The 14404-nt window shown below is 45.7% G+C and carries 12 protein-coding genes; 3 read left to right on the top strand and 9 right to left on the bottom strand.

Going from position 1 to position 14404, the window contains the following annotated elements; all coding sequences use genetic code 11:
* Positions 1-206: 206 nt before the first annotated feature.
* Entirely contained in the window at positions 207-1070 is an 864-nt protein-coding gene (locus tag ACXAH2_RS03740) for an isocitrate lyase/PEP mutase family protein (RefSeq protein ID WP_475076801.1), read from the top strand.
* 79 nt (positions 1071-1149) lie between these two features.
* On the opposite strand, the gene dapA is transcribed toward ACXAH2_RS03740, so the two are convergent.
* The gene (gene dapA, locus ACXAH2_RS03735) at positions 1150-2022 is read right to left on the bottom strand and encodes a 4-hydroxy-tetrahydrodipicolinate synthase (RefSeq protein WP_475076800.1); all 873 of its coding nucleotides are present in this window, start codon (positions 2020-2022) and stop codon (positions 1150-1152) included.
* 354 nt (positions 2023-2376) lie between these two features.
* Here dapA and ACXAH2_RS03730 point away from each other — a divergent pair, with 354 nt between their 5' ends.
* A complete protein-coding gene (locus tag ACXAH2_RS03730; protein ID WP_475076798.1) occupies positions 2377-2994 on the top strand; it encodes a LysE family translocator in 618 nt (205 codons plus the stop codon).
* Positions 2995-3079: 85 nt separating this feature from the next.
* Here ACXAH2_RS03730 and ACXAH2_RS03725 read toward each other — a convergent pair whose 3' ends face one another.
* The 6 genes from ACXAH2_RS03725 to leuS all read right to left on the bottom strand — a co-directional run bounded on the left by ACXAH2_RS03725 (position 3080) and on the right by leuS (position 11314).
* Positions 3080-5689 carry a cyclic nucleotide-binding domain-containing protein gene (locus tag ACXAH2_RS03725; protein ID WP_475076796.1) on the bottom strand — a complete coding sequence of 870 codons (2610 nt, stop codon included), beginning with the start codon at positions 5687-5689 and terminating at the stop codon, positions 3080-3082.
* A 26-nt stretch (positions 5690-5715) separates the two neighbouring features.
* The gene (locus tag ACXAH2_RS03720) at positions 5716-6324 is read right to left on the bottom strand and encodes a flavin reductase family protein (protein ID WP_475076795.1); all 609 of its coding nucleotides are present in this window, start codon (positions 6322-6324) and stop codon (positions 5716-5718) included.
* A 119-nt stretch (positions 6325-6443) separates the two neighbouring features.
* A complete protein-coding gene (locus tag ACXAH2_RS03715) occupies positions 6444-7115 on the bottom strand; it encodes a TIGR02466 family protein (RefSeq protein WP_475076794.1) in 672 nt (223 codons plus the stop codon).
* A 101-nt stretch (positions 7116-7216) separates the two neighbouring features.
* Positions 7217-8254 carry a DNA polymerase III subunit delta gene (gene holA, locus ACXAH2_RS03710; RefSeq protein ID WP_475076792.1) on the bottom strand — a complete coding sequence of 346 codons (1038 nt, stop codon included), beginning with the start codon at positions 8252-8254 and terminating at the stop codon, positions 7217-7219.
* A gap of 10 nt (positions 8255-8264) precedes the next feature.
* Positions 8265-8780 carry an LPS-assembly lipoprotein LptE gene (locus ACXAH2_RS03705; RefSeq protein WP_475076791.1) on the bottom strand — a complete coding sequence of 172 codons (516 nt, stop codon included), beginning with the start codon at positions 8778-8780 and terminating at the stop codon, positions 8265-8267.
* A gap of 86 nt (positions 8781-8866) precedes the next feature.
* Complete coding sequence (gene leuS, locus ACXAH2_RS03700) at positions 8867-11314, bottom strand: leucine--tRNA ligase (protein WP_475076963.1); 2448 nt, start codon at positions 11312-11314, stop codon at positions 8867-8869.
* A gap of 213 nt (positions 11315-11527) precedes the next feature.
* Between leuS and ACXAH2_RS03695 the strand changes: the two genes are divergently transcribed.
* Entirely contained in the window at positions 11528-11944 is a 417-nt protein-coding gene (locus tag ACXAH2_RS03695) for a zinc ribbon-containing protein (RefSeq protein WP_475076790.1), read from the top strand.
* A 15-nt stretch (positions 11945-11959) separates the two neighbouring features.
* Here the strand turns inward: ACXAH2_RS03695 and lnt are convergent, their stop codons facing one another.
* Both lnt and ACXAH2_RS03685 read right to left on the bottom strand, forming a co-directional pair.
* Positions 11960-13528, bottom strand: a complete 1569-nt coding sequence (lnt, locus tag ACXAH2_RS03690; protein WP_475076788.1) for an apolipoprotein N-acyltransferase — start codon at positions 13526-13528, stop codon at positions 11960-11962.
* Positions 13529-14398, bottom strand: a complete 870-nt coding sequence (locus ACXAH2_RS03685; protein ID WP_475076786.1) for an HlyC/CorC family transporter — start codon at positions 14396-14398, stop codon at positions 13529-13531.
* Between the last annotated feature and the right edge of the window lie 6 nt (positions 14399-14404).

The raw sequence follows: 14404 nt of genomic DNA, 5'->3' as shown, positions 1-14404 counted from the left end.
TGGGGGATTATATTAGCTCTAGCGGCTTAAGCTGTCACTCCAGAGTGGGTGAAAAACTGACCATAATCTAATTATATGTGCAATTAGGTAGTAATTTACTTTCAAAACCTAACCATATGGTTGGTTTCGGGTGAAGCAAACGCATAAGCAGGATATAATGCGCACCATTTCATCAGGTGAATCAAGTTTTATCAGGAGGATCACGCATGGCAACACCTTCGCAGCACGATTTGCGAAACGATTTTCGTAAGCTTCTTCAAAGTGGTAAATGTTATTACACGGCATCAACTTTTGATCCCATGTCAGCCCGTATCGCAGAAGACTTAGGTTTTGAAGTAGGTATATTGGGCGGTTCGGTCGCTTCTCTTCAAGTGTTAGCGGCGCCTGATTTTGCCTTGATTACCTTAAGTGAATTTACGGAACAAGCAACGCGAATTGGTCGTGTGGCACGTTTGCCAATCATTGCTGATGCCGATCATGGTTACGGTAATGCCTTGAATGTTATCCGCACCATTGTTGAGTTGGAGCGCGCTGGGGTGGCGGCTTTGACCATTGAGGATACCTTGTTACCCGCTAAATACGGCCATAAATCAACGGATTTGATTCCGCTTGAAGAAGCGGTAGGCAAATTAAAAGCGGCTTTGGAGGCGCGAATTGATCCAGCCATGAGCATTATTGCTCGTACTAATGCCGGTCAATTGACCACAGAACAAACCATTGAGCGTGTCAAAGCGTATCAAGCGGTTGGGGTGGATGGCATTTGCATGGTAGGCATTCGTGATTTCGATCATCTAGAAGACATTACTCAACACATTACCATTCCTGTGATGTTGGTTGCCTACGGTAATCCTGAGTTGGCGGATTCTGATCGCTTGGCGGCAAACGGTGTGCGCATTGTGGTAAACGGTCATGCGGCTTACTTTGCTGCGATTAAAGCGACTTACGATTGTTTGCGTGAACAGCGTGGTATCGCCGAAGGTAAATTGAACGCGTCTGAACTGTCGACTCGTTACTCGACCTTAGAAGAAAATCGTATTTGGGCAAACAAATACATGGACGTTCAAGAATAACTTTCTATCTGTACTTGAAAGACCTGAACAACGCCTGCCGCATGCAGGCGTTGTTCGTTTGGTAAGGTTATTAACAGTGTTATATCAAGCCTAAATCCGTCATGGCTTGTTGGATTTTTGCTTTGCTGCTGTCTTGCAGTGCAACAATCGGCAAACGACATTCCTCAGTACACAAACCTAACAAAGACATAGCGTATTTCGCCCCAGCTGGATTGGGCTCTAGGAAAAGCGCGGCATGTAATGAGAACAGCTTGTCTTGTAACGCCGCAGCCGCCACATAATTGCCTTGGCGACATAGCTGGTGTAGTTCAACCACGTGTTTAGGGGCCACGTTAGCAGTGACTGAGATACAACCATGACCACCACCTATGTTGTAGGCCACACTGGTGACATCATCACCGCTTAGGTAACAGAAGTCTTTGTGAATGACCGCGCGCTCACGAATGGGTCGAGTTAAATCCCCTGTCGCATCTTTTACGCCTATAATACGTGGTAATTCCGCCAATTTTGCCATAGTGTCGACATCAATTCCGACGATAGAGCGCGGTGGAATATTGTATAAGATGATAGGCAAGCTGCTGTTATCGTGAACGTATTTAAAATGCTGATAAAGCCCTGCTTGATTGGGACGATTATAATAACCTGCTACCTGCAGGGTGGCATCGGCACCCGCTTGCTTAGCGTATTCAGAATAGGTCACCGCTTCCACTGGGTTATTGGATCCAGCGCCAGCTAAAACCGGAACCGCTTTGTTGGTTTCCGCTACGGTGATTTCAATCACGCGCTTGTGCTCCGCTTCGCTTAATGTTGGGGATTCACCCGTGGTGCCCACTGGCACCAAACCATCTATGCCATGATCTATTTGCCAACGCACTATCTTGCGTAACGCGTTTTCGTCCAGTTGGCCATCACGAAATGGGGTAATTAAAGCGGTAACTGCACCTTGAAACATACTTTAGCCTCGTTTGTGCCGGCTAGATTCTGCTGAAAGTTCTTGCTCGAAAAGCGGGGAAAGGACCGTCAGCGAGAATGCTGCCGGGTAATAATAAATCTTAAATACGCACGTCAGCACCGCAAAGCTTTTTAGCCTTACGTTTATCGCCGTTGCGTTTATTCAAGACAGTTAGGTTCATAATTTAAAAAACATAATCAGTGATACGTATTTTCATCCTGACGTGTTTTCGAATAAAGGTCAATACATGGGGAAAAATTTATTGTGCGTCGTTTTTTGGGAGGGATTTGGTTAGAATGTGGCGCGACAACAGACAATAACAACGACGGCGAACAAGGGCTTAGGGTTGCATAGATGGATTTAACGAGCTGGTTATCTTTGGTGGTGATTTGTGTCATGGGGGCTTTGTCACCGGGCCCAAGTTTGGCGGTCATATTACGCATTTCCGTTTCACAATCCGCTTGGCATGGTGCTTTGGCTGCCATCACTCATGGTTTGGGAATTGGTTTCTGGGCGTTTCTTACTTTACAAGGTTTGGCGGTATTAATGCAGCAATACCAGCAAGCTTTTTCCATTCTAACCTTGTTGGGCGGATTGTATCTTGCTTGGTTAGGCATCAAGGCTTGGCGTTATGCGGGGGGATCGCAAAATGACACAGTAGAGGCGACTTCCACATCTTATTTTGAGGCGGCTCGAGATGGCTTATTGATTGCTTTGATGAACCCCAAAGCCGCGTTATTTTTTTTGGCCTTGTTTAGCCAAGTGATTCCTCATGATATGACCAGTTCCATCAAGTTGCAGTTATGGTCCACCGTGGTCTTTATTGACAGTGTTTGGTACGTCATTGTTTCCTTATTGTTGGCGGGTGGCCCTGTGTTGGCTTGGTTAAAGCGTCATAATGTGTGGGTAGACAGGGGAATGGGAAGCTTGTTGATTCTATTGGGGGCAAAAGTCGTGACCGGTATTTTTTAACCCACGTCATCAAAACATCTCGGTTAACGGAATAAAAAGCTTGCCAAGCCAGCAATGTATTCCGTTAACACTGAGAACAGTATCGTCAGAAAATAAAATCCGCCGTTTCAAGCAGTTTTTTCGTCCATAAAGCATAGGCTTTTGGTGTTAAATGCAGACGATCACCTTCAAATAAGCTGTCTTTTATAGCGCCATTTTTGTCCTGCAAAGTTGAGAATAAATCGACATATTGCGTGTTGGGTCGGGTTTGCGCCAAACGTTCAATCTGTAAGTTGGTTTGTTCCACCACATCACGTAAATGCTGACGAGTCGGACTGCATTTTATGCTAATCAGGGTAACGGGTGTGCCAGCCATGTAACGATCCACTTTTTGCAGCAATTCAATATAGAGTTCCACCACACGATTGCTATCACAATGGTTGCCTATGTCGTTGTCGCCAGCGTAAATGACCAATGAGCGAGGTTTGTGAGGCAACACTATACGCTCAAAGTAATACACACAGGCTTCCAGTGTTGCGCCACCAAAACCTAAGTTGATGCCATCCTTATCGCGGAAATGCTCTCCAAATTTGTCCCACAGGCGCATAGTAGAAGAGCCATAAAAGGCGACTGGTTGCTCTTTATATTCTTGGTGAGATAAATGGAATTCCAGCTGACGTACATCTGACTCAAATTCCAAATCGATCTGATTCAAGTTCAGTACATTGGAGCGATAACCACTCTTACCACTGAAAATAGGGTATTGGCGAATTTCTTTCGATAGCTCAATGGCTTCAGCAACATAACCTTTGTACTCTTGTTGATACTCAACCAAGAATGCATCCAGCGCTGCTTTGTCTTTGTAATCCACTCGGCTGGACAGTTTGAATGCCGGCTTCACGACCACGGTATAAATATTGTGGTCTGCGCGCTTATCAAAGTTCGCTACGGCGATGGGAACAATCCAAGGTTCGTCTTCCTCCATGGAGCCTGCGATTTCAAAAGCGTGAGGTAAGAAAGCCCCCGGCGATTGCGTCGTATGGAAGCTTTGACCTTCTGGTGAAATCATCAAAGGAAAATTCAGCTTCAGGGTTTCTTGGGAGGCGGCAATAAAGGTCTCATATTCAGGCGTGTCGCGGGTTAAGCCACTCCAACTGCTGATGAAGATATTGCCGAATTTTTCATAAAAATCATCACGCCAAAACTCACTGCCTTTACTGCGCCGAACCACACGCTGGCCAGAAATACCGTACTCGTTGTCTATCACCATAGAGCCAATGAATTGTGCGTCTATTGAGAAGCGGAAACCATTTGGTAAGCGGTTGGTTGGGGAGCCCAGTAAATGGTTATAAATGAAAATGGAACCGGCTCGTTTCGGTAAGTTTTCCAACCCTTTGATCACATAAGGCACATGCTGGAAAGCTTGCTTGAAATACTCAGTACCGAAGCGACGCGCGTCCAGTGCCGGTGTGTCTTTAGGTAAGCCGTTAATGACATCGTACGTGGTTTGCAACAAACGATAAAACGCATTTTCACGCTGTAAATCTTTCAATATGTCCAAACACATGCCGGATATAGTGCGTTCTAATACACTGCCAAAGTGCAGACACTTATACAAAATACCAAAGGCTTCGTCCGTGGTGATAGCGCTTTTTAGCAGTTCACTAACCTTATATAAAGGTGAACTGACAGGCAGCAAAGCGGCATTTTGTTCTATGACATTGCTAACGGCTAACACTTCGTCATTGGCAATTTGCGATAAGTAACGCATGCGAGCGGCCAATAAATGTGTACCAATTAACCAAATTAAACGGTACATGTATTTCACCGAAAACTTATGGCTATCGGCAAACAGGGCGAGCAGGTCGTCTTGTTTGATGTAAAGGATGCTACTGTCACGAGAAGAAATGATAGACGTACGGTTCTTTAAGCTGGTATTGGGTGTTGACCACGAGAGAACAGTGCCTGCACGAGAAATGGATCGTGTGGTAATGATGTCGCCAGCGTCGGTTTGATAACTGACCACCACTTTGCCCTTGATTAAGAAATACAAACCATCAGATGGTTGGTCTTGCTGACATAAAATGTCCCCCTGATGCGCCAAAATAATAGAGGATTTTTTCGCTAAAGCATGAATTTCTGTCTGAGTGAAGGTTTCACAAAAGGGCGCGTAGCTGAGTAGATCGATCGCCTCTTTTAAAGCATGTGTTTGGGTTTCAGGGTGAATCAATGGTCGAGTTTCTTCAAAAGCTAAGGTTTCGTTAGAGAAGAAAGGACGAGTTTGGTTTTGGATATTGGTTAATACAGGTAAGGATTCCTGATACACAAACTGCAAAAACTGATTGGCAAACAGCAAGTTGCTGTCCAAGAGTTGTTGTAATCTCACTAAAGGCCAAACCAGCAATTTAGTGGATTTGGTGGCGGTAAAAGTGGTGGCGTAGCGAGATGGATGGCGGAATGCAGACCAGCCAACTGGCGACAACTTGTTGCTAATGGCGCCGACATTGTAAGATTTTCCCGTATCTTGTAGTGGTACCGAAATAGCGACTTCACCCGATAAAAGAAAATAAATGTTCTGTCCAATGTCGAACTGTTTGGCAAGCACTTCTCCTGCCTTCATCACTTTGATATTGGCCAGTTTGGCCAGTTCATCGTGAAGTTCGCCATCCAGATTGGCCATAAATGGAAAAGCGGTTAGATGTTTCGTCACGTCCATTATTATTACCTCAAATCAGTATTGCCCTAATCAGGACGTTTAATTGTCATGGTGTCGCCGAGCAGAGCGTAATCATTACCGCCCAAGCGTGCTAAAGGGTTCAATTTTTTACTGTCTACGTAAGTACGCTCGCCTTGTGTATGAATTAAATTATCATCAAGATATAGGTTGAGTATTTCTAAGTACACAGCTTCAAAAGAGGTATCTGCAAAGTGATGCACGTCAAACAAACGACAATGAAAGGCCACTTTAGCTTGCTTAATGCGCGGTAATTGGTCAACGAACTCGGTCAGCTGTAAATCACTTTGATTCACTTCTGATTCGCCATAGGCCAAAGTAGCGGCACTGTCGTTCACCGCATTGACCAAATCACCATCAGCAATATGCAAAACGCATTCCTTCTCACGCAGTAAATTACGCTTGGTGTCTTTCATATTCTCAGGGTTTTTATTACCAATCGATACGATCAATAAAGCAGGATCGGAAGACAGTGAGGTGAAATAAGAGAAGGGCGCGAGGTTAAAGGTCGCATTGTCATTTTTACTCATGATCCAAGCGATGGGCCTAGGAATAACGGTTTGTGTGATCAGATGATAGCGCTCGCTGCCGCTGAGTTGATCAAACGGATAATGCATAACTCTCCCCACAATGGTGAATGGCACTTTGTTAAATTACTACAAAATGCCGTCACTTGTGAATCGTCGTAGCAAAACTAAAAGGTATTTTATTGATAATCAGTAAATTAGCTGTATTTTTAATACAGCTCAATAATACTGTTAAAGGCAATGACTACACGATCTTTTTGACCAAAATAGGGCAAAGCAGCGTGCTTAAGATAGGAAGGAAACAGAATGATTTGGCCTTCTACCGGAGTGAAATCCCACACACCTTGTCCCCCCAAATAGGCGGTCCCTGGATCCGCATAATGTTCTGCGTTAACACGAGGGTCATAGAAACGATTCACCCCCCCGGCATCGGCTTGACTCGCATCGCCAGGTTCTAGGTAGTAGATGCCACACCAAGAACAGTTTGGATGAGAGTGGGCATCATGGTAGCCCCCTTGTTGTGTAACATGATACCAAGACTCAATAATGTGTGCTTCCGGATGAGCATCATCAGGCCAGTGCGCTTGATTGAGATTGCTGGCTACCTCAAGAATCAGCTCTTCAAGCTGACGTTTGGTTTCCATGATAGTGGCGTCGTCTTGGTCAAGAAAATCCAATGTGCTTTCATGCAGTGCGTGTTTGGCAGTGGGTGCCACACCACTTTCTATGGCTTCTTGTTGTTGGCTCTGCTGCGCATAGACACGTTCCAATAAGGCGTCTTTTAAAAACTCATGATCCGCAAGCTGCGACACAAATAAGGGTGTTGTCCAAACATCCAGTTGTTCAATATGAATGGGTTGAGTGGATTCCGTGTCGATCATGGTAGCCTGTAAGGATTAAATAATTGAGTTGGGCATAATAGCAGGCTAATAGAATAAAGGAAGTCATGAGCGGAGCTGTTGCTATGAAAAAATTCGTTAGATTAGAAAGAGGCTGGTAAATCCAGTTCTGTCATGGTGGGCTTGTAACCACAAAACATCATAACGAGGTTTCTAAGACCAATTTCCAGATCGGGCCCTTCAATGCCTTTGACACTTTTGTCCATCAAGGCCAAATAGTTTTGCATATAAGGCAAGGTAACCTGATTGTGTCGAGACAGGGCGTTTTCGTAAAAAGGAATGCGTTTGTCCCAGATTTTTTGTGCTTGGCAAGCTTGACGTAAACTGGCATTTTGCGTGGCCGCCAAGAGGTTCACTAGAGTTTGTGTTTCGCGGTTAACCAGCCACAAAATGATATTGGTTTCGACGCCTTCACCCAGCAGCTGATGCAGACAATGTAAGGCTTCTTTGGTTTTGCCCATTAACAAACGATCGCTTAAATCGTAAATCGAATAACGACTGCTGTCGACCACAGATTCCAGTGCTTTTTCTGCGTCAATCTTGCTGCCCGCGCCGTGCATTAAGACCAACTTTTCAAGCTCTTGGGAGAGGGCCAGCAAGTTGCCTTCACCGCGTTCACAAATGATGGCAGCTGCGTCTCGGGTAAGAGACAGATCCAGTGATTGCGCTCTTTGTTGGACCCAAGCTGGTAAGCGGTTGGCATCAATTGGCCAGATTTGCACAAACACCCCTTGGGATTCCAACTGACTAAACCACTTCGCTTTTTGCGTTCTGGCGTCCAGTTTCGGTAAGGTCAATAAGATGATGTTGTCTTCGCTTAATGATTGACCTAATTGTGCTAAGGCTTTGCTGTGTTTTTCTGCCATCTTATCGATCTGAATGTCGAACAAACGGCGTGAAGAAAACAAAGATAAGCTTTGGTTTTCGTTGATTACGTCTTGCCAATCAAATTGAGCATCGGCGATAAAGCGTAAGCGTTCTTCAATCTGATATTGTTGCGCAGCTTGACGAATACTGTCGGCGGCTTCTTGGCACAGCAAGACTTCGTCGCCAGACACAATATAAATGGGGGCTAGGCTGTTGCTGAGCTGACTGGTTAATTGATCGGCACGGACTTTCATAACTCGATTACTAGAGAGGCACGTAGCCTAGATCGTATAGTAATTGCTTAGCTAAGTCTTCATACATGGATTGCATTTGAGTTTGGTTGTAAGAAAGCTTAGCGCTTTCTTCGGCATCTTGATTCACTAACGTCTTATTGGTGCTAATGTTACGTGGTCCATATAAGGATTTGCCATCAGCTTGACGTACAAAATACACGCCAGTAAGACGACGTTCAACTTGAGAGACATCATTTGAGTTATTACGGGCTAATACCGTATCCGATGAAGAGAGTCGGTTTACCTTCAGTTCTAAGGTATCGGCAGAAGCATTGGCTCTATCCACTATGAGCACACCCGCTTTACTTAAGGTCAGTCGTAAGGCGCGATCAAATTCAGCCGAGCCGCTTTGCGAAGACAGGGTCATTATCTTGAGGCGTTGTGGAATTTGCACTGTGCCTTTTAAATGAAAACCACAGGCCACCAAGCTGATGCTCAGAACTGCAAATAACAACAGGCGTGTCGCTTTGGGCAAATGAATCGTCATATCCGTGATCTCTTAAAAGTGAATAAGGTACGAGGTAAATAGGGATGACTATTGTTATCCCTATTTATCATTTATACAGCAGCGGCTTAGTTAGCGACAATGTTAACTAGGCGACCTGGTACCACAATGACTTTACGAACGGTTTTTCCTTCAAGGAATTTAGTCACATTCGGGTGAGCCAAGGCTTCTGCTTCAATGGTTTTGTTATCGGCACTGGCCGATACGGTTAATTCCGCACGCTTTTTGCCCAACACCTGAACCACAATGCTCAGCTCATCTTTAACCAAGGCGGCTTCGTCTAGTACCGGCCAAGGCGCGTCTACTACATTGTCAGAATGACCTAGCTCAGACCAAAGTTGGTGAGCAATATGCGGTACGATTGGCGATAACAACAAAGTAGCACTTTCTAAGGCTTCACGTTCAACCGCTAGACCAAGTTCAGAGGTGTCTTCAAACTTGCTGACTTCATTACACAATTCCATTACGGCAGCAATGGCGGTGTTAAATGTTTGGCGTCGTTCGATATCGTCTGTCACTTTCTGAATGGTTTCGTGAGTTTTACGACGCAAGGCTTTTTGCGCACCATTCAACGCTGCAACGTCCAACTTGCCTGCTGTACCCGCATTTACATGACGGTAAGACAAGGCCCACAAACGACGTAAGAAACGTGAGGCGCCGTCTACACCCGCATCGTTCCACTCAAGCGACTGCTCTGGTGGCGCCGTGAACATGATGAACAAACGCACCGTATCGGCACCGTATTTCTCGATCATTTCTTGAGGATCGACCGTGTTGCCTTTTGACTTCGACATCTTGGTGCCATCTTTATTCACCATGCCTTGTGTCAATAGGCGTTTGAACGGCTCATCGGACGTCACCAAGCCAGCATCACGCAACAACTTATGGAAGAAGCGAGAGTATAATAAGTGCAAGATAGCGTGCTCAACACCACCAATGTACTGGTCAACCGGTAGCCAGTAATTGGCTTCTTCCGTCAACATGGCATCATCCGCGTCTGGGCAGCAGTAACGGGCAAAGTACCAAGAAGACTCCATGAAGGTATCAAAGGTGTCGGTCTCGCGTTCGGCGGCCACACCTTGGTAAGTAGTCGCTGAGAAGTCTGGGTTGTTTTTGATCGGTGAATTCACACCGTCCATCACCACATCCGTAGGCAATATCACAGGAAGTTGGTCTTGTGGTGTTGGTACTACCTTACCATCCGCAAGGTTAAGGGTTGGAATTGGCGCACCCCAGTAACGCTGACGGCTGACACCCCAGTCACGTAGTCGGTAATTAATTTTCTTCTCACCAATGCCTTTGGCGGTCATCCATTCGCATACTGCGTTGAAGGCCGCTTGGAAGTCCATGCCATCGAACTCACCTGAATTGCATAGAATGCCTTTTTCCGTGTACGCCTGTTTGCTTAGGTCAATCAATTCATCGCCATTGGCTTGGATGACTTGCTTGATCGGCAGACCGTATTTTTCAGCAAATTCAAAGTCACGTTGATCGTGTGCCGGTACAGACATAACGGCACCTGAGCCGTAATCCATCAACACGAAGTTAGCAGCGTACACAGGGATTTCGTCCCCAGTGATTGGATGAATGGCTTTAAAGCCAGTGTCCATGCCTTTCTTCTCAACCGTTGCCATATCCGCTTCGGTGGTCGACATTTGTTTGCTTTCGTCGATGAAAGCGGCCAATTCTGCGTTGTTTTGTGCGGCTTCCAAAGACAATGGGTGCTGCGTGGCAACCGCCATGTAAGTCACGCCCATGATGGTGTCAGGACGTGTGGTGTAAACGGAAACACGCTCGTCTTTACCAGCGATGGCAAAACTGAATTCCAACCCTTCTGAGCGGCCAATCCAGTTACGCTGCATGGCTTTTACTTTTTCTGGCCAACCGTCTAATTTGTCTAGGTCGTCTAATAATTCTTCAGCGTAATCGGTAATCTTAATGAACCATTGTGGGATTTCTTTGCGCACAACAGGGGCACCAGAACGCCAACCACAACCATCAATGACTTGCTCATTCGCTAGAACCGTTTGGTCGACAGGATCCCAGTTCACTGCAGAAGTTTTCTTGTATGCCAAGCCTTTTTCAACCAACTGAGTGAAGAACCATTGTTCCCACTTGTAGTACTCTGGTTTACAGGTGGCGATTTCACGATCCCAGTCGTAACCAAAGCCAAGCTGCTTTAGCTGGCCTTTCATGTATTCGATGTTTTCCGTGGTCCATTTGGCTGGCGCGGTTTTGTTTTTGATTGCCGCGTTTTCCGCTGGCATGCCGAAAGCGTCCCAACCCATAGGTTGCAATACGTTTTTGCCTTGCATGCGTTGGTAGCGAGAGATGACATCGCCAATGGTGTAGTTGCGTACGTGGCCCATGTGCAGTCGACCGCTTGGGTATGGGAACATGGAGAGGCAGTAGAATTTCTCTTTATTGGAATCGGCGACGGCTTTGAAGACTTTGTTTTCGTCCCAAAAAGATTGTGCAGCTTGTTCAATGTGCTGCGGGTTATATTGCTCTTGCATGATGTATTTAATTCCCGTGATCGACATCAGGTCATGAGACCTGTTTTCTCTTTAATATGGACAGTTTAATATGAACAGTCATTCGAAAACTCAGCATTATACCGACCTAACTCAAAATAGGGGAGCTAAGGCCAACAGAGTCTGAAAATATTCGCTATTTTATAGAGATGGGACTCTAATTAGAAGGTGCATAGAGAAGGAGTGATGAATTCTATGAAAAAAGATCTGCAAAACCACGATTCAGATTTGAACTTAGTTGAAGAAGCCCGCAAAACCTTACAAGGGGCAAAGGATTGGTTGCTGGAAGACGTCGCACTGATGCAGGCTTACTGGCACGATAAAATGGGTTATACCGAAGCTTGGATTGATGCTAACTGGCATCTGGTGTTAGACGGTGGTCAGGAATGGGTGGATGAACTGGATGAAAAAGAAGATGCCGCTTTGCTGTGGTTGATCAATCATGTGAACAACAATCCAGTGCCATTAGAGGAGTGCCATGTGGCCGGTACGCAAGTGCCAGCAGGTGAATACACTTGTATGGCCTGTGGTCATACTAATCAACTGCTTAAGACACAAGCTCTACCAACCTGTGAGATTTGCCACTACGGCTTGATGTCTTCACACAGCTAGCTAAGCAAAACCTAACTAAGCAAAACGGAGCGATTGGCGGGAAAAGCCATGATTGACTGAACTAAACAGAATACACAGCAGTAACAACACTATACTCGGCCAATACCCCCAGGTGACATAAGGGGTATTGCCGATAAAGGTTTTGGCTTCAGCAGTAAGTGTCGTACGTGTAAACTGAGGCGCTTGCGCCACGATTTTACCTTGTTCATTAATAAAGGCTGTTACGCCAGTATTAGTGGCTCGTATGACATAACGGCCCGCCTCCTTGGCGCGAAATTGTGCAATTTGTAGATGTTGCCAAGGGCCAAAGGAGGTACCAAACCAAGCATCATTACTGATGGTAACCAGCAAATCACTGTCACGTACCATGTCCCTTACTTGTTCAGGGTAGACGATCTCATAGCAAATGAAAGGCGCAACGCCCCAATCGCCCACTTGCAATACGGGTTGGTTGTCGTCACCGGACTGAAAGTTAGATATGGGCATATTAAAAATCTTTAAAATGCTTCCGAAGTAGCGAGCGAGAGGAATATATTCCCCAAAAGGAACCAAATGCTTTTTATAATAAAGTCCAAAACCATTGCCTGTCGCCCAAATGGCGTTGTAATACTGCTGTCCGCCATCTAACACATCCGGTATGCCGGTAATCAGTGTCGTCTTTGAAGCGGCAAGTTGATCACTGAAACTTGCTAAATAAGGTTTGACCTGAGAATAGGCGTAAGTTACGGCGGTTTCTGGCCACACCACCAGGTCACTGTCAAGATGTTGTCTGGTGGCTTGTTGGTAATAAGCAAGCGAACTGGCTGCTGTTTGTGCTAGCCATTTTTGATCTTGTTCAATGTTGCCTTGTACTAAGGTGGTTTTAATCTGTCCAGTTTGTTGTACCCATTGTACCGGTACATAACTTAAATAAGCTCCGCCGCCCCAGCCAATCAGACAGATAAGTATTGGCATGGTTTGATTGTTTTGTTTGAGCAATAGACCAGCAAGGCTGGTTGCAGTGAGAACCACAAGTAAGCTGGTGAGCCAAATACCACCAAGCGGCAGCAATTCAAACAGCCAAGTGTGCTCTGTGGCATAGCCAGGTAACAGCCAAGGGAAACCTGTGAAAAGTACGCTGCGTAATAATTCTGCCAATAATAAACAAATGGCCACCCACAAGTTGTTCGGCAAAAATGCATAGCGTGACATGAGGCGCCAGCTTAGCCAAGCGGCAAGACTCCAAAATGCACTTAATGCGGCAATAAAGGCAAAAGTAATGAGAGCGGCAATTAGGTCGCTAACTTGGCCGTACTCGGCAATGCTGACAAATACCCATGAGACACTGCTACCAAACAGGCCAAAGGCCACAGCACTACCTCGCCATGTCGCGGCTTTAGCGGTTTTCGCTGAGCTAACGAACAGACTAAAGGCAATCAGACTAACAAAATAGCCAGGCCAAAAATGCAATGGGGCGAAGCTGGTAACCCCAACCGCACCTAAAATTAGGCCAAGAGGGAGGGCATAAGCTTGTGGTAAATTGGCAAAAAAGTGAGCGATTCGCCCCGTTACTGGCTTGCTGGAACCGGGGCGAATCATAGACATTTATTCAACAACCTCTTCGCTCACTGATTTAGAGACTTGGATGGTTTTAACGCGTCGGCCATCGGATTTCACCACTTTAAAGTGGAAATCATTAAAGAGTATGGTTTCATCTCGCAATGGTACGTGACCAAACTGCTGAACTAAAATCCCGCCCACAGTATCAAAGTCTTCTTCGTCAAGTTCCGCTTTGAAAAACTCATTGAAGTCTTCAATGGTGCAAAGGGCTGGTACTAGGTAAACACCAGACTCACTGGTGACTTGAATGCCTTCGTGTTCATGTTTGTCGGTTTCGTCTTCGATCTCACCCACAATTTGCTCCAACACGTCTTCAATGGTCACCAGACCTGAGACGCTGCCGTATTCATCCAGAACCAAGGCCATGTGGTAGCGTTTGGTACGGAAGTCATTCAGTAACACATTGAGGCGTTTACTTTCTGGTATAAAATTGGCGGGGCGAAGGCGAGCTAAAATATCCTCGTTAGTAATATCGCTCTCTTTGAATAACAGAGGCAATAAATCTTTAGCGAGTAGAACACCGAGAATTTCGTCAGAATCTTCACCGACCACAGGGAAGCGTGAGTGAGAAGAATCGATAACTTTGCGAATGGAGGTTTTTGGATCGTCTTCAGATTTAATAATCACCATTTGCGATGGTGGAATCATGATGTCTCTGGCCTGTACTTCGGATACCTCCAAAGCACCTTCCACTATGGTGAAGGCATCACGATCGATAACATCGGACTGTACCGCAGTTTCCAGTAAGGTAATGATGTCAGCACGGCTTCGCGGCTCATCATTGAAGGCTTGAAGGAAACGTTCAAACCAAGATTTGTGTTGATCGTTGGATAAGCTCGATCGGTCTTCGCTCATTAGGGG

The organism is Marinomonas sp. ABL3_031, from assembly GCF_056161265.1.
The sequence above is the reverse complement of the archived record's forward strand: the minus strand, read 5'-3'. Positions and strand labels throughout refer to the sequence as shown.

Excerpts from the sequence above, each read along its gene's own strand:
- holA (WP_475076792.1), bottom strand. The coding sequence starts at position 8,254 with ATGAAAGTCCGTGCCGATCAATTAACCAGTCAGCTCAGCAACAGCCTA.
- dapA (WP_475076800.1), bottom strand. The coding sequence starts at position 2,022 with ATGTTTCAAGGTGCAGTTACCGCTTTAATTACCCCATTTCGTGATGGC.
- ACXAH2_RS03740 (WP_475076801.1), top strand. The coding sequence starts at position 207 with ATGGCAACACCTTCGCAGCACGATTTGCGAAACGATTTTCGTAAGCTT.
- ACXAH2_RS03685 (WP_475076786.1), bottom strand. The coding sequence starts at position 14,398 with ATGAGCGAAGACCGATCGAGCTTATCCAACGATCAACACAAATCTTGG.
- ACXAH2_RS03715 (WP_475076794.1), bottom strand. The coding sequence starts at position 7,115 with ATGATCGACACGGAATCCACTCAACCCATTCATATTGAACAACTGGAT.
- ACXAH2_RS03730 (WP_475076798.1), top strand. The coding sequence starts at position 2,377 with ATGGATTTAACGAGCTGGTTATCTTTGGTGGTGATTTGTGTCATGGGG.
- ACXAH2_RS03705 (WP_475076791.1), bottom strand. The coding sequence starts at position 8,780 with ATGACGATTCATTTGCCCAAAGCGACACGCCTGTTGTTATTTGCAGTT.
- ACXAH2_RS03720 (WP_475076795.1), bottom strand. The coding sequence starts at position 6,324 with ATGCATTATCCGTTTGATCAACTCAGCGGCAGCGAGCGCTATCATCTG.
- lnt (WP_475076788.1), bottom strand. The coding sequence starts at position 13,528 with ATGTCTATGATTCGCCCCGGTTCCAGCAAGCCAGTAACGGGGCGAATC.
- ACXAH2_RS03725 (WP_475076796.1), bottom strand. The coding sequence starts at position 5,689 with ATGGACGTGACGAAACATCTAACCGCTTTTCCATTTATGGCCAATCTG.
- ACXAH2_RS03695 (WP_475076790.1), top strand. The coding sequence starts at position 11,528 with ATGAAAAAAGATCTGCAAAACCACGATTCAGATTTGAACTTAGTTGAA.
- leuS (WP_475076963.1), bottom strand. The coding sequence starts at position 11,314 with ATGCAAGAGCAATATAACCCGCAGCACATTGAACAAGCTGCACAATCT.